At 67.0% G+C, this 21,255-nt stretch carries 20 protein-coding genes; 10 read left to right on the top strand and 10 right to left on the bottom strand.

The features are described 5' to 3' along the window. Window positions 1-14: 14 nt before the first annotated feature. Complete coding sequence (locus AC5Y5Z_RS15160) at window positions 15-1,127, bottom strand: fatty acid desaturase family protein (protein ID WP_463827898.1); 1,113 nt, start codon at window positions 1,125-1,127, stop codon at window positions 15-17. Window positions 1,128-1,162: 35 nt separating this feature from the next. Beyond that, the gene (locus AC5Y5Z_RS15155; protein ID WP_463827897.1) at window positions 1,163-2,263 is read right to left on the bottom strand and encodes a ferredoxin reductase; all 1,101 of its coding nucleotides are present in this window, start codon (window positions 2,261-2,263) and stop codon (window positions 1,163-1,165) included. A 70-nt stretch (window positions 2,264-2,333) separates the two neighbouring features. Between AC5Y5Z_RS15155 and AC5Y5Z_RS15150 the strand changes: the two genes are divergently transcribed. Beyond that, window positions 2,334-3,020, top strand: a complete 687-nt coding sequence (locus AC5Y5Z_RS15150; RefSeq protein ID WP_463827896.1) for a TetR family transcriptional regulator — start codon at window positions 2,334-2,336, stop codon at window positions 3,018-3,020. Window position 3,021: 1 nt separating this feature from the next. Here the strand turns inward: AC5Y5Z_RS15150 and AC5Y5Z_RS15145 are convergent, their stop codons facing one another. Beyond that, complete coding sequence (locus tag AC5Y5Z_RS15145) at window positions 3,022-3,351, bottom strand: hypothetical protein (RefSeq protein WP_499925975.1); 330 nt, start codon at window positions 3,349-3,351, stop codon at window positions 3,022-3,024. Window positions 3,352-3,372: 21 nt separating this feature from the next. Continuing rightward, window positions 3,373-3,978: a GNAT family N-acetyltransferase gene (locus AC5Y5Z_RS15140; protein WP_463827894.1), complete on the bottom strand. Its 606-nt coding sequence runs from the start codon at window positions 3,976-3,978 to the stop codon at window positions 3,373-3,375. Window positions 3,979-4,064: 86 nt separating this feature from the next. On the opposite strand from AC5Y5Z_RS15140, the gene AC5Y5Z_RS15135 reads away from it, so the two are divergent. Continuing rightward, window positions 4,065-5,360 carry an acyl-CoA dehydrogenase family protein gene (locus tag AC5Y5Z_RS15135; protein ID WP_463827893.1) on the top strand — a complete coding sequence of 432 codons (1,296 nt, stop codon included), beginning with the start codon at window positions 4,065-4,067 and terminating at the stop codon, window positions 5,358-5,360. Window positions 5,361-5,435: 75 nt separating this feature from the next. Here AC5Y5Z_RS15135 and AC5Y5Z_RS15130 read toward each other — a convergent pair whose 3' ends face one another. Beyond that, window positions 5,436-5,891 (bottom strand): MaoC family dehydratase, encoded by a 456-nt coding sequence (locus tag AC5Y5Z_RS15130; RefSeq protein WP_463827892.1) that lies wholly within the window; start codon window positions 5,889-5,891, stop codon window positions 5,436-5,438. Window positions 5,892-5,926: 35 nt separating this feature from the next. Between AC5Y5Z_RS15130 and AC5Y5Z_RS15125 the strand changes: the two genes are divergently transcribed. The 5 genes from AC5Y5Z_RS15125 to ag85C all read left to right on the top strand — a co-directional run bounded on the left by AC5Y5Z_RS15125 (window position 5,927) and on the right by ag85C (window position 9,792). Then, a complete protein-coding gene (locus AC5Y5Z_RS15125) occupies window positions 5,927-6,424 on the top strand; it encodes a metallophosphoesterase family protein (protein ID WP_463827891.1) in 498 nt (165 codons plus the stop codon). 28 nt (window positions 6,425-6,452) lie between these two features. Next, window positions 6,453-6,905 carry a MarR family winged helix-turn-helix transcriptional regulator gene (locus AC5Y5Z_RS15120; RefSeq protein WP_499925972.1) on the top strand — a complete coding sequence of 151 codons (453 nt, stop codon included), beginning with the start codon at window positions 6,453-6,455 and terminating at the stop codon, window positions 6,903-6,905. Beyond that, a complete protein-coding gene (locus tag AC5Y5Z_RS15115) occupies window positions 6,902-7,702 on the top strand; it encodes an ATP-binding cassette domain-containing protein (RefSeq protein ID WP_473138846.1) in 801 nt (266 codons plus the stop codon). The genes AC5Y5Z_RS15120 and AC5Y5Z_RS15115 overlap by 4 nt, the downstream gene beginning before the upstream one ends. After that, window positions 7,692-8,519, top strand: coding sequence for an ABC transporter permease (locus AC5Y5Z_RS15110; protein ID WP_499925969.1), 828 nt, complete (start codon window positions 7,692-7,694; stop codon window positions 8,517-8,519). Before AC5Y5Z_RS15115 ends, AC5Y5Z_RS15110 begins: the two co-directional genes overlap by 11 nt. A 226-nt stretch (window positions 8,520-8,745) precedes the next feature. Then, window positions 8,746-9,792, top strand: coding sequence for a diacylglycerol acyltransferase/mycolyltransferase Ag85C (ag85C, locus tag AC5Y5Z_RS15105; protein ID WP_499925967.1), 1,047 nt, complete (start codon window positions 8,746-8,748; stop codon window positions 9,790-9,792). A 60-nt stretch (window positions 9,793-9,852) separates the two neighbouring features. Here the strand turns inward: ag85C and AC5Y5Z_RS15100 are convergent, their stop codons facing one another. The 4 genes from AC5Y5Z_RS15100 to AC5Y5Z_RS15085 form a co-directional block, all read right to left on the bottom strand. After that, window positions 9,853-10,551 (bottom strand): YoaK family protein, encoded by a 699-nt coding sequence (locus AC5Y5Z_RS15100; protein WP_499925965.1) that lies wholly within the window; start codon window positions 10,549-10,551, stop codon window positions 9,853-9,855. Window positions 10,552-10,589: 38 nt separating this feature from the next. Continuing rightward, a complete protein-coding gene (locus AC5Y5Z_RS15095) occupies window positions 10,590-11,954 on the bottom strand; it encodes a maltokinase N-terminal cap-like domain-containing protein (protein ID WP_499925963.1) in 1,365 nt (454 codons plus the stop codon). Further along, window positions 11,938-13,743 carry a maltose alpha-D-glucosyltransferase gene (gene treS, locus AC5Y5Z_RS15090; RefSeq protein WP_499925961.1) on the bottom strand — a complete coding sequence of 602 codons (1,806 nt, stop codon included), beginning with the start codon at window positions 13,741-13,743 and terminating at the stop codon, window positions 11,938-11,940. The genes AC5Y5Z_RS15095 and treS overlap by 17 nt, the downstream gene beginning before the upstream one ends. Before the next feature lie 122 nt (window positions 13,744-13,865). Then, window positions 13,866-14,909: a S1C family serine protease gene (locus AC5Y5Z_RS15085; protein WP_463827883.1), complete on the bottom strand. Its 1,044-nt coding sequence runs from the start codon at window positions 14,907-14,909 to the stop codon at window positions 13,866-13,868. 206 nt (window positions 14,910-15,115) lie between these two features. Between AC5Y5Z_RS15085 and AC5Y5Z_RS15080 the strand changes: the two genes are divergently transcribed. Both AC5Y5Z_RS15080 and AC5Y5Z_RS15075 read left to right on the top strand, forming a co-directional pair. Next, window positions 15,116-15,520: a TIGR03668 family PPOX class F420-dependent oxidoreductase gene (locus AC5Y5Z_RS15080; RefSeq protein ID WP_463827882.1), complete on the top strand. Its 405-nt coding sequence runs from the start codon at window positions 15,116-15,118 to the stop codon at window positions 15,518-15,520. A gap of 142 nt (window positions 15,521-15,662) precedes the next feature. Next, on the top strand, window positions 15,663-17,813 hold the full coding sequence (locus tag AC5Y5Z_RS15075; RefSeq protein ID WP_499925958.1) for an elongation factor G-like protein EF-G2: 2,151 nt from the start codon (window positions 15,663-15,665) through the stop codon (window positions 17,811-17,813). Here the strand turns inward: AC5Y5Z_RS15075 and AC5Y5Z_RS15070 are convergent. Then, complete coding sequence (locus AC5Y5Z_RS15070; RefSeq protein WP_499925956.1) at window positions 17,810-19,357, bottom strand: FadD7 family fatty acid--CoA ligase; 1,548 nt, start codon at window positions 19,355-19,357, stop codon at window positions 17,810-17,812. The genes AC5Y5Z_RS15075 and AC5Y5Z_RS15070 overlap by 4 nt on opposite strands. A 129-nt stretch (window positions 19,358-19,486) precedes the next feature. Here AC5Y5Z_RS15070 and oxc point away from each other — a divergent pair, with 129 nt between their 5' ends. Further along, window positions 19,487-21,169: an oxalyl-CoA decarboxylase gene (oxc, locus tag AC5Y5Z_RS15065; RefSeq protein ID WP_499925954.1), complete on the top strand. Its 1,683-nt coding sequence runs from the start codon at window positions 19,487-19,489 to the stop codon at window positions 21,167-21,169. The last annotated feature ends 86 nt before the right edge of the window (window positions 21,170-21,255 follow it).

Here is a 21,255-nt window from a genome sequence, read left to right as displayed (position 1 = left end):
AGGCTGGTGAAGAATCAGGCAGCCACCAGCTCTGGCTCAGCGGGCGCCGGAGCCTTGGTGCGGGACCCGAACTTCCACGAGTCAGGGAAGGTCAGCCGCACGATCTTGCGGACCACCGTGCCGAATTGCTGCAACAGCGGACCCTTGTTGTACGGGATTCCGTAGCGCTCGCAGATCTCCTGCACCTCCGGGGCGATCTCGGCGTAGCGGCGGGCCGGCATGTCCGGGAACAGGTGGTGCTCGATCTGGTGGGACAGGTTGCCCGACAGCAGGTGGAAGACCTTGCCGCCGGTCAGGTTCGCCGAACCCAGCACCTGCCGGAAGTACCACTGGCCGCGGCTCTCGTCCCGGGTCTCCTCGACGGTGAATTCCTGCGTGCCGTCCGGAAAGTGCCCGCAGAAGATGATCATGTACGACCACACGTTGCGCATCAGGTTGGCGGTCAGGTTGCCGGAGAGGACGAACGGCGCGAACGGGCCGGCCAGCAGGGGGAAGGCGACGTAGTCCTTGAGCGTCTGCCGGCGGGTCTTCTTCCAGATCTCCTTGAGCGTCTCGCGCTTGTCGCGCAGCTTGATCTCACCGGCGCGGATCCGTTCGGTCTCCAACTCGTGCAGCGCCACGCCGTACTGGAACAGCACCATCAGCAGGAACGCGTAAGCAGGGTTGCCCAGGAAGTAGGGCTCCCACGGCTGGTCCTCGCTCATCCGGATGATGCCGTAGCCGATGTCGCGGTCCATTCCCACGATGTTGGTGTGGGTGTGGTGCATGTAGTTGTGCGAGTGTCGCCACTGGTCGGCCGGGCAGGCGGTGTCCCACTCGAAGTCGCGGCCGGAGATCGTCGGGTCACGCATCCAGTCGTACTGACCGTGCATGATGTTGTGGCCGATCTCCATGTTGTCCATGATTTTGGCGATGCCCAGCATGCCGGTGCCGAACAGCCAGAACGGCGGCAGGAACAGCAGCGCCCGCCCGCCGACTTCGAGGCTGCGCTGCAGCTTGATGACCTTGCGAATGTATTCGGCGTCTTCTTCGCCGAGGTCGGCCATCACGCGTTCCTTGATGGTGTCGAGCTCGCGGCCGAAGGCGTCGGCCTGTTCCTTGGTGAGGCTGATCTTGTTCTGTGACATGGCTTTTCCTTCTGTATTCCGTGGTGGCAGGGCGGTCAGAGGGAGATCTCGACGTCGCCGACGGGGGCGGTGACGCAAATTTGCACCTTCTCGTCGGGCGCGGTGGAAACAGCGCCGGTGACCAGGTTTCGTACGGTCCCGGAGGTCTTGCGGCGGGTGCAGGTGTGGCAGATGCCCATCCGGCAGCCGTTCTGCGGTGTCAGACCGGCCGCTTCGGCCTGCTCCAGAATCGAGCGGCCGTCGTCGGCGACGTCGACGTTGCTCTCCGCAAAGACCACTCGACCACCCGTCGGGGCGGCCGGTGCCGCGATCACCGGCGGCACGAAGCTTTCGGTGAACACGTTTTCACAGTTGGCCGCTGCACAGTGCTCCCGCACGGCATCGACCAAAGCGGTTGGCCCGCAGACGAACACCGCGTCGGGCGCTGTCATCGCCGCCGCCAGGTGCTCGGCGCCGAACCGGCCGTCCAGGTCGCCGGCCCCGGATCGGGTGTAACCGTGCAACACCCGCACTCCGGGCATCGTGGCCAGCTCGTCGCGGTAGCAGGCTTCCTCGGCGGTGCGGGCGTAATGCACGAAGGCGAGTTCGGTGCCCCGGTGGTTCGGGTGGCCTTCGGCGACCAGGGTGCGCAGCATGGCCAGCACGGGCGTGATGCCGCTACCGCCGGAGACGAACAGGATCCGGTTCGGTCGCTGCTCAGGCAATACGAAGTCACCACCGACCCCGTCCAAGCCGACTACCAGGCCGGGACGGGCCTGCTCATAGAGGAAAGTCGACACCAGACCGCCGTCGTGGACGCCGACCGTGAACTCGAGTTGGGTGCTGCCCTCGACGTTGGCCGGCGAGTAGCACCGGGAGTGCATGCGGCCGTCGATCTCGACCGTGACGTTGACGAACTGTCCGGCCTTGACGGTGTGGCGCTCGGTGAAGGCGGGATTCGGGGCCAGCGTCAGGGTGACGCTGCGCGGCGTGGACCGCCGCACATCGACCACCTTGGCGCGGGCTTCGCCCGACGTCCAGGTCGGCGTGACGAGCTCGGTGTACCGGTCGACGCCGTGCGGACCGGTGAGCAGGTCGACCAGGTCGGATCTCAGGACCCGCTTGGCGATCGTCCGAGTGAAAGTTTGAGTGAACATATGTACACCGTGACATCCGTTGATGCAGGTGGTCAAGGGTTTTCATCGGCCTTGTGGTACGGTTCACATAGTGAACGGTCGTACTCCTAGCTCACACTCCCGGCGCACCAGCCCGGATAGGGTCCGCGACCGGGTGCGGGACAGCCCGTCACGCGAGGAACGCAAGGAGGCGACCCGGCGCGCCATCGTCGCCGCGGCACTCAAACTGCTCAACGACCGCAGCTTCAGCGCCCTGAGCCTGCGCGAGGTCACCCGGGAAGCGGGCATTGTGCCGGCCGCGTTCTACCGCCATTTCGAGTCGATGGAGGCGCTCGGACTGGTGCTCATCGACGAGTCATTCCGCAGCCTGCGCGACACGCTGCGGGGCGCGCGGGCCGGGAAGCTGGACCCCAACCGGGTCATCGAGTCATCGGTCGAGATCCTGATCGCCAGCGTCGCCGAGAAGCGCGAGCACTGGCGGTTCATCTCCCGGGAACGATCCACCGGATTGTCGGTGCTGCGCTACGCGATTCGCACCGAGATCCGGTTGATCACCTCGGAGTTGGCCACCGACCTGGCGCGTTTTCCGCGGCTGAACGAGTGGAGCACCGAGGATCTGAACGTGCTGGCCAGCCTGTTCGTCAACGCGATGATCGTCACCGCCGAAGCGATCGAGGACGCTCAGAGCAACGAAGCGTTGGAAGAGATTCACCGGATCGCGGTCAAGCAACTGCGCATGGTCGCCATCGGGGTGGCCGGGTGGAAATCCAGCCCCTGAGTCATTCCTCCACGACGGTGTAGAGCGAATCACCGTCTTCGGGGGTGCCGTCCACCTGACCCCGGTGCACACCACCGGACAGCCCGCCTTCGCCGGTGCCGGCCGACCCGGGCCGGATCAGATCCGGTTCCTCGGCGGCCAGTTTCTGGTCCAGCGATTCCCCTTCCCGCTCCTCCCGCGGGGTCATGCCGAACTTGTCGGCCTCACTCCACTGATCGGGCGGGTCGACGACGGTGTCGCCGTCGTCGTTGCGCAGTTCGTCGGAGTCAGTCGACTCCTGTGGGCTCAGGGTCTCGTCGGGGCCGCCTTGCATGCGCAGTTGGTTGCCCATGACCACCGCGGCTAAACCCGCTCAGCGCGGGTCGCGCCACATCGGCCACAGGCTCGGTCCCCCGTCGGGAACCTTGATCTCACCGGTGACGGTGAAGCCGAAACGTTCGTAGTACGGCACATTTTCGGGTTTGGACGACTCCAGATAGGCCGGGCAGTATTCGGCGTCGCAGCGCTCCAGCCGCGACCGCATCAGGGCCTGGCCGAACCCCTGCCCCCGGACGCTGGGGTCGCTGCCGATGACCGCCAGATACCAGTGCGGCTCCTCGGGGTGCACCCGCTTCATCAGCTCCTGGAGCCGACGGCCCGGTCCGGTGTTGAAGCCGAACACCCGCAGGAAGGTCGGGATCTGCGCCAGCTCCGCCCGGCGCGATTCGCGCCACTTGTCCGGCGGGTCCCACAGGGCCGCCGCGCCGATGCCCGGCCCGTCGGTGGCCACCTCCACGCCACCGTGCGCCAGATGGTGGTGCCGGGTCATGGTGGCGAACATCCGGTGCAGGTGGCGGCGGCGCGCGTCGTCGTCGGGCAGCAGCCACACCGAGATGGGATCGTCGAAGAACGCGCGGCCCAACGTCCGTCCCAGTTCGCGAACATCGGCTCTGCGCGCTGGGCGCACCTGGGGAGTCACCCTGTCGACGCTAGCAAGGCCCTTACGATGGGGTGGCTCCAACGACAAGGCCGGTGCACCGCAGCGCCGGGGAACGGTGGCCAACGGTGTGGGACTTCGAAACCGACCCGGAATACCAGGCGAAACTGGACTGGGTCGAAGAATTCATGGTGACCGAACTCGAGCCGCTCGACCTGGTCGCACTCGATCCGTATGACAAGAACAACGATGAGATGATGGCGATCCTGCGGCCGCTGCAGCAGCGGGTCAAGGACCAGGGGCTGTGGGCTGCACACCTGCGCCCCGAGCTGGGCGGCCAGGGCTTCGGCCAGGTCAAACTCGCGCTGCTGAACGAGATCCTGGGACGTTCGCGCTGGGCGCCGTCGGTGTTCGGTTGTCAGGCACCGGATTCGGGGAATGCCGAGATCCTGGCGCTGTTCGGCACCGACGATCAGAAAGCGCGCTACCTGCAGCCGTTGCTGGACGGCGAGATCACCTCCTGCTATTCGATGACCGAACCGCAGGGCGGTTCGGACCCCGGCCTGTTCGTCACCGCTGCCACCCGGGACGGGGACGATTGGATCATCAACGGCGAGAAGTGGTTTTCCAGCAACGCCAGGCACGCGTCGTTCTTCATCGTCATGGCGGTCACCAACCCCGAGGGCCGCACCTACGAGAAGATGTCGTTGTTCATCGTGCCGGCCGAGACGCCGGGCATCGAGATCATCCGCAATGTCGGCGTGGGCGCCGAGTCGTCCAAGCGAGCCAGCCACGGTTACGTGCGATACAACGACGTCCGGGTACCGGCCGATCACGTGCTCGGCGGTGAAGGTCAGGCGTTCATGATTGCGCAGACCCGGCTGGGTGGTGGCCGCATCCACCATGCGATGCGCACAATCGCGTTGTCCCGCAAGGCTTTCGACATGATGTGCGAGCGGGCGGTGTCACGCAGGACCAGGCATGGCAGATTGTCGGACTTCCAGATGACCCAGGAGAAGATCGCCGACAGCTGGATCCAGATCGAGCAGTTCCGGTTGCTGGTGCTGCGGACCGCGTGGCTGATCGACAAGCACCACGACTATCAGAAGGTGCGGCGCGACATCGCGGCGGTCAAGGTGGCGATGCCTCAGGTACTGCACGACGTCGCGCAGCGCGCCCTGCATCTGCACGGGGCACTCGGCGTCTCCGACGAGATGCCCTTCGTCAAGATGCTGGTGGCGGCGGAATCGCTGGGCATCGCCGACGGCGCCACCGAGCTGCACAAGATGACGGTGGCCCGTCGCACGCTCAGGGAATACCAGCCGGTGACGACGCCGTTCCCGTCGCAGCACATCCCGACCCGTAAGGCCGAAGCGGAGGCCAGGCTGGCTGCCCGCCTGGAACACGCGGTCGCCGAATTCTGATCCTTTCCCACCCGCGAGCAGACGCAGAATCGCACTGTTCATGGCTCCCACGTGCGATTCTGCGTCTGCTCGCGGTCAGGAGATGTAGCGCGCCACGCTTTCGGCCACGCAGGCCGGCTTGGCCGCACCCTCAACTTCCACCGTGGTCGACAACGTGGCCTGGACGGTGCCTTCACCCAAGTCGTCGACGCTGACCAACGTGACCGCCGCCCGCACGCGGGACCCGACGGGCACCGGGGCCGGGAAACGAACCTTGTTCAGGCCGTAGTTGATCGCCAGCTTGATGCCATTGACGGTGTAGATCTGGTGCTGCAGCCGCGGCAGCAGCGACAGGGTCATGAACCCGTGGGCGATGGTGGTGCCGAACGGCCCCTTGGCGGCCCGCTCCGGGTCGACGTGTATCCACTGGTGATCACCGGTCGCATCGGCGAACAGGTTGACCTCTTCTTGGCTGATCGTCACCCAGTCGCTGTGCCCGAGGTCCTCACCCGCGGCGGCGGCGAGGTCGTTGACGGACTCGAACGTACGCATGGATCCATCCTCTCGTCGGGGTATGCATAGAACTTATGCGCCTGTTGCTGATCGCCGACACGCACGTCCCCAAACGGGCGCGGGACCTGCCGGCGCAGGTGTGGGACGCGGTCGACGAGGCCGATGTGGTCATCCACGCCGGCGACTGGGTGACCCCGGACCTGCTGGACCGACTCGAGGCCAGGTCCGCACGGCTGCTGGCGTGCTGGGGCAACAACGACGGCCCCGAGCTGCGGTCCCGGCTGCCGGAGCGGGCGGACGCGCAGCTGGCCGGGCTGCACGTCACGGTCGTGCATGAGACGGGTGCGACCGCAGGTCGCGAGGCGCGCATGTCGCGGCTCTACCCCGACTCCGACGTGTTGGTCTTCGGGCACAGCCACATCCCCTGGGACACCACCACGGCCAGCGGGCTGCGGTTGCTCAATCCGGGCTCGCCGACGGATCGGCGCCGGCAACCACACTGCACCTACCTGACCGCCACGGTCGCGCGGGGCGCGCTGCACGAGGTGGTGCTGCATCGCATTACTAGATAGCTCGGCTACAGAGGTATTCTGGACGGCAGTGGACACACAGACCGACCTCACTGCCGATATCCCGCGGATCCTGGGCAGGTTCCGCCGCCAGCTGCGGCGTTCCGCCGGCACCGGTTACGCACCCGGACAGCTTTCGGAGTCTCAGGCCGAGCTGTTGCGGTTGGTCACCCACCGTCCGGGGGTCTCGGTCAGCACTGCGGCCGCCGAACTCGGCCTGATGCCCAACACCGCGTCCACCCTGGTGACCAAACTGTCCTGCGCCGGCCTACTGGAGCGGACCGCTGACCCCGCCGACCGTCGGGTCAGCCGGTTGCGGCTCACCGAGTCGGCTCAGCAGGTGATGGACGCGACCGCGCAGACGCGTCGGGCCGTGCTCACCGACCTGCTCGCCGAGCTTGACGAAGACCAGATCGGGGTACTGGCCAACGGGCTGAAAGTCCTCGAAGACATGACCAGACGGCTGCGGGAGCGGGACACATGAACCAGGCGATCGACTGCCGGCACCTGACCTACCGCTACGGCCAGGACATCGCCGTCGACGACGTCACCTTCGGGGTGCACCCCGGTGAGACGATGGGCCTGCTGGGCCCCAACGGCGCCGGCAAGACCACCGTGGTGCGGGTGTTGACGACGCTGGCGCCGGTTCAGGACGGCGAACTCTATATCTTCGGGATGGATGCCCGACGTCAGACCATCGACATCAGAAGCAACATCGGCTATGTGCCACAACAGCTTTCGATTGAAACGGCATTGACCGGCCGGCAGAATGTGCAGTGGTTCGCCCGGTTGTACGGAGTGCCCCGTCGCGAGCGCTCCGAGCGCGTGGAGCAGGCGCTGGACGCGATGAACCTGCTCGACGTCGCCGACAAACTGGCCTCCAGCTACTCCGGAGGCATGGTGCGGCGACTGGAAGTGGCACAGGCCCTGGTCAATCGACCCTCGCTGCTGGTGCTCGACGAACCGACAGTGGGACTCGATCCCATTGCGCGCGATGGGGTTTGGACGCAGGTGCGGAGCATGCAGGAGCAGTTCGGCATGACCGTGCTGCTGACCACGCACTACATGGAGGAGGCGGACACGCTGTGCGATCGCGTCGCACTGATGCACCACGGCGCGCTGCAGGCGATCGGAACACCCGCAGAGCTGAAGGCCAAGGTCTCACCCGATGCCACCCTCGAGGATGTGTTCCGTCACTACGCCGCCTCAGATCTGCACACCGAAGCCACCACTCCCCGTGAAATCCGTTCCAGCAGAAGGGCTGACCGTCATGTCGGTTGACCGGGACTGTCCCCCTGCCACCGCCCATCCGGTACGCGCCCCACGCGGCATCGACCGGGTCAGGGCGACCGCGAGCAGCGTCGGGGCCTTCGCGATCGTCGAATTGCAGAAGTTGCAGCACGATCGCACCGAACTCGTGACGCGGATGGTGCAGCCCGCCTTATGGCTGCTCATTTTCGGGACCACCTTCAGCCACCTGCGTGTCATCGACACCGGCCACGTGTCCTACCTCGCGTTCCTGGCCCCGGGAATCATCGCCCAGTCGGCGCTGTTCATCTCGATCTTCTATGGCATTCAGATCATCTGGGATCGCGACGCGGGCGTGCTGGCCAAGCTGATGGTGACCCCGGCACCGGCCTCGGCCCTGATCGCCGGCAAATCGTTCGCCGCCGGCGTGCGCTCGGTGGCCCAGATCGTCGGCGTGTTGGTGCTGGCTTACGCAATGAACATCGGCCTGACGGCCAACCCACTGCGCATCCTGGCGGCGATGGGTGCGGTCATGCTCGGTGCTGCCTTCTTCGCTTGTCTGTCAATGACTTTGGCGGGTCTGGTCCGTAACCGCGACCGGTTGATGGGGCTCGGCCAGGCCATCACCATGCCGTTGTTCTTCGCCTCCAACGCCCTCTATCCGGTCGACGTGATGCCGTCCTGGCTGCGGGTGCTGAGCAAGATCAACCCGCTGAGCTACGAGGTCGACGTACTGCGGGCGTTGCTGATCGGCACTCCCTTCCACCTCGTCGACGTCGCCGTGCTGCTGATCGCTCCGGTGATCGGAATCGTTGCGGCGTCAAAGGTTTTGCGTCGACTGGTCACCTAGCCCTGGCACGGCCTGAGCACAAGATGCCACGGCTGATCCGGTAATCGATCGTTACGGTTTCGCGACCTCGTCACCGGCTTGTCCGGCCCGACACTCAACCGTTAGCCAACCGCGACCCAAGGTTACGGCCGCGACGCCTGAGTTGCGTCTGCCGCTTGTGTTTCACTCGCCGAGAACAGATTCCACCGCGGTGAGCGGCAGACGAGCAGTTGGGATGAGGTTAGCGATGTCGTTCTTGGCAAAGATGCGAAATCTGCGAGGCGCAGCCAAAACCATGCCCCGCAACCTGGCTGTCGCGGCGGTGGGCGCCGCGCTGCTGCCCGGTCTCGTCGGCGTGGTCGGCGGATCGGCTCCGGCGCAGGCATTCTCCCGGCCCGGCCTTCCGGTGGAGACGCTGCAGATCCCGTCCCAGGCCATGGGCCGCAACATCAAGGTGCAGTTCCAGGGCGGCGGGGCGCACGCGGTTTACCTGCTGGACGGCCTGCGCGCCCAGGACGACTACAGCGGCTGGGACATCAACACCCCCGCCTTCGAGGAGTTCTACCAGTCCGGGTTGTCGGTGATCATGCCGGTGGGCGGCACGTCCAGCTTCTACAGCGACTGGTACCAGCCGTCGCAGGGCAACGGCCAGGGCTACACCTACAAGTGGGAGACCTTCCTCACCCGGGAGATGCCCACCTGGTTGCAGGCCAACAAGGGTGTGTCGCCGTTCGGCAACGCGGCCGTGGGCCTGTCCATGTCGGGCGGTTCGGCGCTGGTGATGGCCGCCTACTACCCGCAGCAGTTCCCGTACGCCGCGTCGCTGTCGGGCTTCCTCAACCCGTCCGAGGGCTGGTGGCCGACGCTGATCGGCCTGGCAATGACCGACTCCGGCGGCTACAACGCCAACAGCATGTGGGGGCCGTCCACCGACCCGGCGTGGAAGCGCAACGACCCGATGGTGCAGATCCCCCGCCTGGTCGCCAACAACACCCGGGTCTGGGTCTACTGCGGCAACGGCACGCCCAGCGACCTCGGCGGGGACAACATGCCGGCGAAGTTCCTCGAAGGCCTCACCCTGCGCACCAACCAGCAGTTCCAGCAGACCTACGCGGCCAACGGCGGACGCAACGGGGTGTTCCAGTTCCCGAGCAACGGGACCCACTCATGGAACTACTGGAACCAGCAACTGATGGCGATGAAACCCGACATGCTGCAGGTACTCACCGCGGTGAACGCGCCGCCACCGGCGGCACCGGCCGCCCCGCCCGCGGTGCCTGGGCAAGGGGCCTGATCCGCCCGAGACCACATCGGCAGCAGCGCTACGGCCAGCGCTGCTGCCGATGTTTCTTTTTCACGCTCTGTTGTCCAGCAGGCCACGCCGATCAGCGTGCAGGTAGGTGTAACAGGTCGTCACCGCGCAGACGAATGCGGCGACGGCCAGCATCTGCGTCCCGCTGACCACCAGGCTGATCGCGCCGCCGATCGCGGCGCCCGCCATGAAAGTGGCCAGCATCATGAAGTATCCGAACCAGTCCTCGATCTGTCCGCCGGCCATGTGCCGTTCGATGCCCTGGCCCATCTTGACCAATGTCCCGGTCACATAGCTCAACGGCACCGACACTTCACCGTCCTTGACGAACGAGGTGTTCAGCGCGCCGACCCCGAACACCACACACATGATCGGCACGAAGTCGAGCATGGTTTCCTCCCAGCCGCCCAGGACGATGTCCAGACCGGTCGCGGAAAGCAGCGCGAACGTCGTCAGCACGGTCGGGCCGTGCGGGTGGGCCGCCCAGTACCGCCGCCGGCAGATCGAGGACACCAGGACGCCGGTGAGAAAGCACAGCAACAGCGTCCCGGCGGTGATGGACAGCCAGACGTCGTCGCGGAAGACCCCCAGCACCGCCCGCTGCGCGTTGCCGGTCATGAAGGTGACGAAGTAGCCCTCGGAGTGGCTGAACGCGGTGGCGCCCAGCACCCCGGCCAGCGCGGCCAGCAGCCAGGCCAACCTGGCCTCGCTGTCATACATTTCTTTCTGCACCCGCCCCATGCTTCCAGAGCGGCCGCGATCGGGCCTAACGCCGCATCTCAGGCGGTGGTCAGGCGCGCGATCGAGCGCAGCGGAATCGGCAGCCAGGTGGGACGGTGCCGCGACTCGTACCCGGTCTCGTACACCGCTTTGTCGAGTTCGTAGGCAGCCAGCAGCAGCGCCGAGTCGCGCGGGTCGGTCCCCGACGCGGCGGCGTAGCCGTCGCAGAAGGCGGTGCGGTTGCGTCCGACCCACTCCCGGGCCCGCGCGGCCAGCTGCTTGTCACCACCCTGATCCACCAGCGGACCGTAGGCGGCGTATTCGAACGACCGCAGTACACCCGCCACATCCCGCATCGGCGAATCCGGTGCCCGCCGCTCGGCCACCGGTTGGCCCGGCTCGCCTTCGAAGTCGATCAGCAACCACCTCTCCGGGGTGCGCAGTACCTGGCCCAGGTGCAGATCGCCGTGCACCCGCTGCACGGTGATCTGCTCGTCGGCGAGCTTGCCGAGCCGCTCCTGGATCGTCGAGGCGTATTGCGCCAGTTCCGGCACCGCGGCGACCGACAACGACAGCCGCGACAGCATGTGCTCCAGCGGGAACGGCGCCTGCGACGTGCCCAGGGCCTCCGCCAGCGTGGCGTGCACAGACGCCACCGCTTCCCCCAACCGATAGGACTCGCCGGCGAAATCGCCGCCGACTTCGTGGGCGTACAGGTCGCCTTCGGCGAATAAATCCCGCACGCTGGCGGTGGCCATGGCCCAGCCTTCGGCCGCGTTGCCGGCGAAGGCGGTCACCATGCCCAACGGGGACGTCGCGTCCGCGGACGCGTCCTGAGCGCCGATTTCGTAGCTGCCGAGCAGCCGAGCCACGTGCGGGTTCCCGGCGCGACCGAGCACTCGGTTCAGCTCGACGTCGGGGTTGATGCCGGGGCTGACCCGCCGGAACACCTTGAAGATGGCGGCTGGGGCACGGTCGAAGATCACGCTGGTGTTGCTCTGCTCGGCATCGGACACTCTGGGGTAGGCGTCCAGCGGCAGCTGGACATCCGGTTCCCCGATGAACCTCACCTGGGCGGCCGCGGAGCCGCGGACCTCCGAGGCGTCGATCAACGAGAGCAGGAAGCGGGGCGAGGCGCCGTCATAGAGCGCATCGAAACCGGTGTGCGTACCGACCTCCCCGATGGTGGCCTGGTCGCTGAACTCCGAGACGGGTTCGGCGTCCCAGCCGACGATCACCTGGTAGCGCTCGGTGCAGCCGTCCGTATATGCCACGTCGAGCAGCACCAATTCCAGGTCGTCCCGCAGCGGCACGACGACCCCGGGCCGGGCGCTCGACAGTTGCCGGTTGCGGCCCGCGTACCAGCGTTGCTGCGGCAGCCATTCCGACCACGGCAGCTGGGCTGCATCACCGGTGCGAGTCATGGTCCTCCTCAATCAGCGACAGCGAGAACCAGTAGAACCCGTGGCCCGGCAGCGTCAGCAGGTACGGCAGGTGCCCGATCCGCGGGAATTCCACCTGGCCGGTCAGCTCGACGGGTGTGTAGTTGTTCCACTGCTGCAGGTTCAGTTCGATCGGCTGCGGGAACCGCGACAGGTTGTTCACGCACAGGACGACGTCGTTGTCCCGGTCCTCGCGGGGCACTTCGCGCACGTAGGCCAGCACTGAGGGGTTGGATCCGCCGAGTTCGTGAAATGACCCGATGGCGAACGCGTCGTGGCGGCGGCGCACCGCCAGCATGGTGCGGGTCCAGTTCAGCAGCGATGTCGAGGTGTCGCGCTGCGCCTCGACGTTGACCGCCTGGTACCCGTACACGGAATCTTGGCTGGTCGGCAGGTAGAGCCGGCCCGGGTTGGCGGTCGAGAAACCCGCGTTGCGGTCCGGCGTCCACTGCATCGGGGTGCGCACCCCGTCGCGGTCACCAAGCCAGATCACGTCGCCCATGCCGATCTCGTCGCCGTAGTAGAGCACCGGCGATCCGGGCAGCGACAGCAGCAGCGCGTTGAACAACCTCATCTGGTTGAAGTCGTTCTCCAGCAGCGGAGCCAGCCTGCGGCGGATGCCGACGTTGGCTTTCATCCGCGGATCCTTGGCGTACTCCGCGTACATGTAGTCACGCTCTTCGTCGCTGACCATCTCCAGCGTCAGCTCGTCGTGATTGCGCAGGAAGATGCCCCACTGCGCCATGTCCGGGATGGCCGGCGTCTGGGCCAGGATCTCCGAGATCGGGAAGCGGGACTCGCGGCGCACCGCCATGAAGATGCGCGGCATCAGCGGGAAGTGGAACGCCATGTGGCACTCGTCGCCGCCGGTGCTGGGGTCGCCGAAATACTCGACCACGTCGGCCGGCCACTGGTTGGCCTCGGCCAGCAGCACCCGGCCCGGGTATTCGTCGTCGACCACCTTGCGGCACCGCTTGAGGAAGGCGTGGGTCTCCGGCAGGTTTTCGCAGTTGGTGCCTTCGCGGGCAAACAGGTAGGGCACCGCGTCCAGCCGGAACCCGTCGATGCCCAGACCGAGCCAGAAGCGCAACACGTCGATCATCGCTTCCTGCACGGCCGAACTGTCGTAATTCAGGTCCGGCTGGTGGGAGAAGAACCGGTGCCAGTAGAACTGGCGGCGCACCGGGTCGAACGTCCAGTTCGACTCCTCGGTGTCGACGAAGATGATGCGGGCGTCGGTGTACTTTTCGCTGGTGTCGCTCCACATGTAGAAGTCGCCGTACGGCCCGTCGGGATCGCGCCGGGACTCCTGGAACCACGGATGCGAATCCGATGTGTGGTTCATCACCAGGTCGGTGATCACCCGGATGCCCCGCTTGTGCGCTTCGTCGATCAGGGCGACGAAGTCCTCGACGGTGCCGAACTCGGGCAGCACCTTGTAGAAATCGCGGATGTCGTAACCGCCGTCGCGCAGCGGTGAGTCGTAGAACGGCGGCAGCCACAGGCAGTCGACACCGAGCCACTGCAGATAGTCCAGGCGGTCGATCAGGCCGCGCAGGTCACCGGATCCGTCGGCGTTGGAATCGAAGAAAGCCCGGACCAGCACCTCGTAGAACACCGCGTGCTTGAACCAGGTGGGGTCTTCGGGCAACGCAACGGCGTTCCCGAAGTCCTGGGCGGTCGGGTGCTCGACCACACCCCCCTCGACGTGACTGCCCTCCGCGGGATCGTGCGCGGGATCGTGCCGGACGGCATCTCTCTCGTCGTTCATCAATTCCACGATGCCACGTGTACCCGACGCCCGTCGTTAAGAAAACATGTGGCCCAGGTGACAGCGAATCCCGTTCAATACCAAAAGAATTGGCGTGTTGCAACCCGAGAGGACCTGTCCGCCTACGCGGGTGGCCCTTCTGCCAGTGTCACGTTCTCGGTGCGTGCGACTCCGGACTTGGACGTGAAGCTGATCGAGATGACATCCCCGGGGTGGCGCGGCGTGAGCGCATCGGACAGGGCAGTGGCCGAGTTGATCGGCACCCCGTCGATCGCGGTGATCACGTCACCGTTGGCGATCCCGACCGAGGCTGCCGGGGCGGAGCCAACCACCCGTTGCACCCGCGCGCCGTTGCCGCCGTTGTCGACGACGCCCAGGCCCAGGAAGGCCGTCGGCCCCACGTGCACGGTGGGTGAGCCACCGCCGCTGCGGATCTGGTTCGCAATGCCCATTGCGGTCCCGATCGGGATGGCAAAGCCCTGCCCGCCCTGCAACTGGAAGTTCTCCGAGGCGGCCGTGTTGACGCCGACCACCTGCCCGGCACTGTTGACCACGGGCCCGCCGGAGTCACCGGGGGCGATCGCGCCGTCGAACTGGATCAGTCCGTTCAGCGTTTCGGCCGCGCCGGTCAGCGCGTCCGAGGCCTGGACGGTTTGGCCGACCGCGATCACTTTGCCGGTCACCGCGCGCGGCGCGCCACCCTGTCCGCCGGTGTTGCCCAGCGCCACCACCGGTTCGCCGACGCTCACCGGTCCGCCGATTGCTGCGGTCGGGATGCCGCCGGCGCCACGCAGCTGCAGCACCGCGATGTCCTGGGTGCGGTCATAGCCGATCACGTCGACGCCGTAGGTGCGCCCGTCGCCGACGCTGAATGCGCTGATGTCGGTGGCGCCCGAGATCACGTGATTGTTGGTCAACACCACGCCGTTGGAGTCGATGACGATCCCCGTCCCGGCACCCACCGCGTTGTTGTAACCCAATTTCGTGTTGATGTTGACCACTTGCGGACTCACCTGGGCGACGGTGGCCGCGGGGTCAAGCGGTTTGGCGGGAAAGTGTTTGAACGGCGCGGCCTGCGCGGGTCCGGGCGGGATCGCCAGGCCCAATCCGAGCAGGACCAATACGGCGACCATCCACCCCAGCGAACGGTGGCGCAATTTGCTCATCGGTGAAGAACCTCCTGCGTCGGAAAACAGCCGAATTGTCCCAGCCCAAGGGTCCGGGCGGCGGCCTTGTCTGGCACCACCGTATTCCAGATACCCATTTAATACGGTGGTCAGGCAAGGAATCGGGGAAACTGCGACCCTAATTTCCGCTCAAAGCGCAATTGCCAAACCAGAAGGTGACTCTCGTCACCTCCTAAGCTGAGCCGGTGGAATTCGACCCCGTGGCGTGGTTTGCGCGTTCCCCGGTCGCGCGGCTGGCGACGGTGAGCGCGCAGGGTGTTCCCCACCTGGTGCCGGTGGTCTTCGCGCTGCATTCCGGTGTTGTCTATACCGCGGTGGACGCGAAGCCGAAAACCACCCGGCGCTTGCGACGGTTGACCAATATCGAGACCAACCCGGCCGTCAGTCTGCTCGTCGACCACTACGACGACGACTGGACCCGGCTGTGGTGGGTGCGCGCCGACGGCACCGCGGCCATTGCCCGCGACGGCGAGTCACTGGACACCGGATTTCGACTGCTGCGGGCCAAATATCCGCAGTACCAGTCCGTTTCGCTGGATGGCCCGGTGATCGCGGTGACCGTGTGCCGTTGGTCGAGCTGGCACGCCTGACCCCGCCGTCCCCGCCGTCCCCGCCCGCCCGGCGGCGCACTGCCGCGCCCGACCCTTGTGCTGGACGTCGCCGCGGAGAAAAGTTGGCACTGCGTCCTGTGAGCTGGATCACCCGGGATTCCGGGAGAACTGGAGGAATGTCATGGCCGACAGAGTCAGTGCTGCCCAGGGCGCGGCTACCGCCCCCACCGCGACCGGTCCGGACGGCATTCGCAATGTGGCGCTGGTCGGGCCGTCCGGGGGCGGCAAGACCACCCTGGTGGAGGCGCTGCTGGTGGCCGCCGGGGTGTTGTCGCGGCCGGGTTCGGTGACCGACGGCAACACCGTGTGCGACTTCGACGAGGCCGAGATCCGGCAGCAACGCTCAGTAGGCGTCGCGGTGGCGTCGCTCGCCTACCAGGGCGTCAAGGTCAACCTGATCGACACACCCGGGTACGCCGACTTCGTCGGGGAGTTGCGGGCCGGTCTGCGCGCGGCGGACTGCGCGCTGTTCGTGATCGCCGCCAACGAGGGTGTCGACGAACCGACCAAGTCGCTCTGGCAGGAATGCAGCCAGGTCGACATGCCCCGGGCCGTGGTGGTGACCAAACTCGACCACGCCCGCGCCAACTACGCAGAAGCGTTGGCGGCGGCCCAAGAAGCGTTCGGCGACAAGGTGTTACCGCTGTACCTGCCCACCGACGCCGGGCTGATCGGACTGCTGTCGCAAACCGAGTACACCTACGCCGGCGGCAAGCGCACCGAATCACCCGCCGACACCGACCGGATCGAGGAGGCCCGCGGCAGCTTGATCGAAGGGATCATCGAGGAATCCGAGGACGAGTCGTTGATGGACCGCTACCTCGGCGGCGAGACGATCGACGAGTCGGTGCTGATCGAGGATCTGGAAAAGGCCGTCGCCCGTGGCTCGTTCTTCCCGGTCATTCCGGTGTGCAGCAGCACCGGCGTCGGCACCCTGGAACTGCTCGAGGTGGCCACCCGCGGCGGCTTTCCCTCTCCCCGCGAGCATCCGTTGCCGGAGGTGTTCACCCCGCAGGGCGCCGCGCACGAGGACCTGGCCTGCGATGTCGACGCACCACTGCTCGCCGAGGTGGTGAAGACCACCTCCGACCCCTATGTCGGCCGGGTCAGCCTGGTCCGGGTGTTCTCCGGGACGATCAAGCCGGATGCGACCGTCCATGTGTCGGGCCACTTCTCGTCGTTCTTCGGTCAGGACCGGACCGTCCAGGGGCACGGGGCGCTGCACCCCGACCACGACGAGGACGAGCGCATCGGGGTGTTGTCGTTTCCCCTCGGAAAGCAGCAACGGCCCGCTCCGTCCGTGGTGGCCGGAGACATCTGCGCGATCGGCAAACTCAGCCGCGCCGAAACCGGCGACACTTTGTCGGACAAGTCCGAGCCGCTGGTACTCAGACCGTGGACGATGCCGGAACCGTTGCTGCCCATCGCTATTCAGGCACACGCCAAGACCGACGAGGACAAGCTGTCGGTCGGGCTGGCCCGGTTGGCCGCCGAGGACCCCACGCTACGCATCGAGCAGAACCCGGAGACCCATCAAATGGTGCTGTGGTGCATGGGCGAGGCGCACGTCGGTGTGGTGCTCGATGCCCTGGCCAACCGCTACGGGGTGACGGTGGACACCGTCGAGTTGCGGGTGCCGCTGCGGGAAACGTTGGGCGGCAAGGCAAAAGGGCATGGTCGGCACGTCAAGCAGTCCGGCGGCCACGGCCAGTTCGCGGTGTGCGACATCGAGGTGGAGCCGCTGCCCGAGGGCTCGGGATTCGAGTTCGTGGACAAAGTGGTTGGCGGGGCGGTGCCGCGCAACTACATTCCCAGCGTGGAGAAGGGCGTGCGCGCCCAGATGGACAAGGGCGTGCACGCCGGCTATCCGGTGGTCGATCTGCGGGTCACCTTGTTCGACGGTAAGGCACACAGCGTGGACTCGTCGGACTTCGCTTTTCAGATGGCAGGTGCCCTGGCGCTGCGCGAGGCGGCGGCCGCGACGAAGGTGGTGCTGCTCGAGCCGATCGACCAGATCTCGGTGCTGGTGCCGGACGACTTCGTGGGTGCGGTGATGGGCGACCTGTCCAGCCGCCGCGGCCGGGTGCTGGGCACCGACACCGCGGGCCACGAGCGCACCGTGGTCCATGCCGAGGTGCCGCAGGTGGAACTGACCCGCTACGCCATCGACCTACGTTCCCTGGCGCACGGGGCGGCGTCGTTCACCCGCAGCTTCGCCCGCTACGAGCCGATGCCTGAATCCGCCGCGGCCCGGGTGCGGGCCAGCGCCTAGCGCTGCGGACTGAACCGCTGCGACACCGCGCGCCGATCCAGCGAGCCCTTGGCGGTGTGCGGCAAGTCTTCGGCTACGGCGAAGCTGGCCGGAATCTCATACGGCGCCAACCGGTCCCGGCAGAACTGTGCGAGCTCTTCGGCGGTGGCGGCTGGCCCCCGGGGCACGATCACTGCCGCGACGGCCTCGCCGTACATCGGGTGCGGCACACCGAACACCGCGCATTCCAGAACCTGGGGATGGGCGGCCAGCACCCCCTCGACCCGCTCGGGTGAGATCTTCTCGCCGCCGCGGTTGATCAGCTCCTTGATGCGGCCGCGGATGGTCAAGTCACCGGAATCCGACAGCGTCCCCAGGTCGCCGGTACGCAGCCAGCCGTCGGTGAAGTTCGCGGCGGTGATCTTCGGGTCGCCGAGGTAACCGCGCACCACGGTGGCGCCGCGCAGCCACACTTCACCGACGTCACCGGGCGCGACGGTCTTGCCGTCGGAGTCGACGATCCGGATCTCGGGTCCGGTGGAGCGGCCGACCAGGCCGGCCGACGCCGCGGGATCAACCTCCTGGTCGGCGGACGTCGTCGCCACCTGATGGGTGGCCTCGGTCATGCCGAACGCGCACAACACCGGCGCCGAGAACTCCGCGTGCAGCGCCGCGGCCACCTCCGCGGTCAACGGTGCGCTACAGCTGCGGATGAAACGCAGACTGGCTCTTCTAGTTTCGGCGTTCTCGCCGGCAGCACGCTCCAACAGGATCTGATGGATGGTCGGCACGGCCGTATACCAGGTGGCTCCGACGGCGTCGATGTCGTCCCAGAAGGTGTGCGCCGAGAACTTCCCGCGGGCCGGCAACAGCACGGCGCCACCGGATGCCAGCGTGGACAGCAGCGCCGCGACCAGCCCGTGGCCGTGGTACAGCGGCATCACCGCGACCGTCGCATCCTGTGCGCCCAGCCGGTATCCGCCGACAATGGACCGGACCGAGGTGGCGATGTTGGCGTGGGTCCACGGGACCATCTTGGGCAGGCCGGTGGTGCCGCCGGTGAACATGATCATCGCGTCGTCGTCGTGCAACCCCGCAGGGGAAACGGCGGCCGCATCGGGTGCCGTGGGCGTATCCACTCGGGCTGTACACGTACCGCCGGTGACGGCAACTGCGATCGGCCACCACGGCACCGGCGGCTCGGTGGGACCGCCGTCGATGAGCACCACCCGCACACCGGCCGCCGCGCTGCGGGCGCGCTGGTCGGCGAGCGGCAGCGCCGGATCCAGCGGCACCACGATCAGGCCCGCCCGCAGCCCGCCCAGCAGACCGACCACGAATTCGGCGCTGCTCCCGGTGCGCAACCCCACCCGGTCCCCAGCCACCAGGCCGGCCTGCGTCAACTGGGCCGCGAGATCGTCGACCAGGTCCATCAGCCGGCCATAGCTGACCGGGACGCGATCAGCGGTGATGACCAGCGACGTCGCTTCCGGCGCGCGGTTCGCGGCCACCTCGATCAACTCGAGAATGCGCGGACGCCGTTCAGTGGTCTCATCGGCTGTCATGCCACGCTCCTTCGGGGCCGGTGCGGCTTCTACCGTGCACCCTGCCGGGGCGCAAGGCTCGCTGTCCAATGACGGGCAGCGTGAATGATGAGCAGTGACGCCGGATCACCACCTGAGGAGGGGCGACCCATGACCGCCGCGCTGACCAACGGCTTCCACCTGGTGGTGGACGCGCTGCAAGCCAACGACATCAGCACCGTCTACGGCCTGGTCGGGATTCCGATCACCGATCTGGCCCGCACCGCGCAGGCCGCCGGGATCCGCTACATCGGCTTCCGGCACGAGGCCTCGGCCGGCAACGCCGCCGCCGCGGCGGGTTTCCTGAACCGCCGGCCCGGGGTGTGCCTGACGACCTCGGGGCCCGGCTTTCTCAACGGCCTACCCGCGCTGGCGAACGCCACCACCAACTGCTTCCCGATGATCCAGATCTCCGGGTCCAGCGACCGCGCGGTGGTGGACCTGCAACGCGGTGACTATCAGGACATCGACCAGCTCAACGCGGCGCGGCCCTTCGCCAAGGCGGCCTACCGGATCGGCCGGGTCGAAGACATCGGGCGCGGTGTCGCGCGGGCCGTCCGGACCGCGATCTCCGGGCGGCCCGGCGGGGTCTATCTGGACATTCCGGGCGAGGTGCTGGCGCAGACGATGCCGGCTGCCGACGCCGCCAACTCGATCTGGCGCATCGTCGACCCGGACCCGCGGCAACTGCCGGCACCCGACGCGGTGGACCGGGCGTTGACCGTACTGGCCCGGGCACGGCGACCGTTGATCGTGCTCGGCAAGGGCGCCGCATACGCGCAGGCCGACAACGTGATTCGGGAATTCATCGAGACCACCGGGATCCCCTACCTGCCGATGTCGATGGCCAAAGGCTTGCTGCCGGACGTACACCCGCAGTCGGTCGCCGCCGCGCGTTCGCTGGCGATCAAGCGCGCCGACGTCGTGCTGCTGGTCGGCGCGCGACTGAATTGGTTACTCGGACACGGGGAATCACCACAATGGTCCCCGGACGCCGAATTCATCCAGATCGACATCGCGCCCAGCGAGTTCGACAGCAACCAGCCCATCACCGCGCCGCTGACCGGGGACATCGGTTCGGTGATGTCGGCGTTGCTGGACGGGCTGGCCACCCACCCGGTGGAGGTTGCGGCGGCGTGGCCGGATGAGCTCGGCGAACGCAAAGCCCGTAACGACGCCAAGATGCGCCAGCAGCTCAGCGAAAATCCGTTCCCGATGCGGTTTTACAATGCGCTCGGTGCCATTCGCGCTGTCCTGCAACGTAACCCGGACACCTACGTGGTCAACGAAGGCGCCAACGCGCTGGACCTGACCCGCAACGTCATCGACATGGAGTTGCCGCGGCACCGGCTGGACACCGGAACGTGGGGTGTGATGGGCATCGGGATGGGCTACTCCATCGCGGCGGCCGTGGAGACCGGGCGCCCCGTCGTCGCCATCGAGGGTGACAGTGCGTTCGGGTTCAGCGGCATGGAGATCGAAACCGTCTGTCGTTACCGGCTTCCCGTCACCGTCGTCGTCCTCAACAACGGCGGTGTGTACCGCGGCGACGAGATCACTGCGGCCGCATCCGACCCGGCGCCCACCGTGCTGAACATCGACGCACGGCACGACCTGCTCGCAGAAGCGTTCGGCGGCAAGGGATACCACGTGCGGACGCCGGCTGAGCTGGAGACCGCGCTGACCGAAGCACTGGCGTCGTACGGTCCCGCCCTGATCGACTGCGTGCTCGATCCCGGCGCCGGGGTGGAAAGCGGGCACCTGGCCGCCCTCAACCGCAGCAGCAAGATCTGACGACACCGGAAAGCCGAGCCCCGGCTACGCTGGCCATGTTTGCTATGACCCCTTCCGGGGGATAGCCACTAGACTGTGTGGTTGTG

This window comes from Mycobacterium sp. NGS29 (genome assembly GCF_059812965.1).
The sequence above is the reverse complement of the archived record's forward strand: the minus strand, read 5'-3'. Positions and strand labels throughout refer to the sequence as shown.

Bases quoted from the DNA above. Each gene is read 5' to 3' on its own strand.
- AC5Y5Z_RS15160 (WP_463827898.1), bottom strand. From the start codon at position 1,127: ATGTCACAGAACAAGATCAGCCTCACCAAGGAACAGGCCGACGCCTTC.
- AC5Y5Z_RS15155 (WP_463827897.1), bottom strand. From the start codon at position 2,263: ATGTTCACTCAAACTTTCACTCGGACGATCGCCAAGCGGGTCCTGAGA.
- AC5Y5Z_RS15145 (WP_499925975.1), bottom strand. From the start codon at position 3,351: ATGGGCAACCAACTGCGCATGCAAGGCGGCCCCGACGAGACCCTGAGC.
- AC5Y5Z_RS15130 (WP_463827892.1), bottom strand. From the start codon at position 5,891: ATGCGTACGTTCGAGTCCGTCAACGACCTCGCCGCCGCCGCGGGTGAG.
- AC5Y5Z_RS15125 (WP_463827891.1), top strand. From the start codon at position 5,927: ATGCGCCTGTTGCTGATCGCCGACACGCACGTCCCCAAACGGGCGCGG.
- AC5Y5Z_RS15115 (WP_473138846.1), top strand. From the start codon at position 6,902: ATGAACCAGGCGATCGACTGCCGGCACCTGACCTACCGCTACGGCCAG.
- AC5Y5Z_RS15110 (WP_499925969.1), top strand. From the start codon at position 7,692: ATGTCGGTTGACCGGGACTGTCCCCCTGCCACCGCCCATCCGGTACGC.
- ag85C (WP_499925967.1), top strand. From the start codon at position 8,746: ATGTCGTTCTTGGCAAAGATGCGAAATCTGCGAGGCGCAGCCAAAACC.
- AC5Y5Z_RS15100 (WP_499925965.1), bottom strand. From the start codon at position 10,551: ATGGGGCGGGTGCAGAAAGAAATGTATGACAGCGAGGCCAGGTTGGCC.
- AC5Y5Z_RS15095 (WP_499925963.1), bottom strand. From the start codon at position 11,954: ATGACTCGCACCGGTGATGCAGCCCAGCTGCCGTGGTCGGAATGGCTG.
- treS (WP_499925961.1), bottom strand. From the start codon at position 13,743: ATGAACGACGAGAGAGATGCCGTCCGGCACGATCCCGCGCACGATCCC.
- AC5Y5Z_RS15085 (WP_463827883.1), bottom strand. From the start codon at position 14,909: ATGAGCAAATTGCGCCACCGTTCGCTGGGGTGGATGGTCGCCGTATTG.
- AC5Y5Z_RS15075 (WP_499925958.1), top strand. From the start codon at position 15,663: ATGGCCGACAGAGTCAGTGCTGCCCAGGGCGCGGCTACCGCCCCCACC.
- AC5Y5Z_RS15070 (WP_499925956.1), bottom strand. From the start codon at position 19,357: ATGACAGCCGATGAGACCACTGAACGGCGTCCGCGCATTCTCGAGTTG.
- oxc (WP_499925954.1), top strand. From the start codon at position 19,487: ATGACCGCCGCGCTGACCAACGGCTTCCACCTGGTGGTGGACGCGCTG.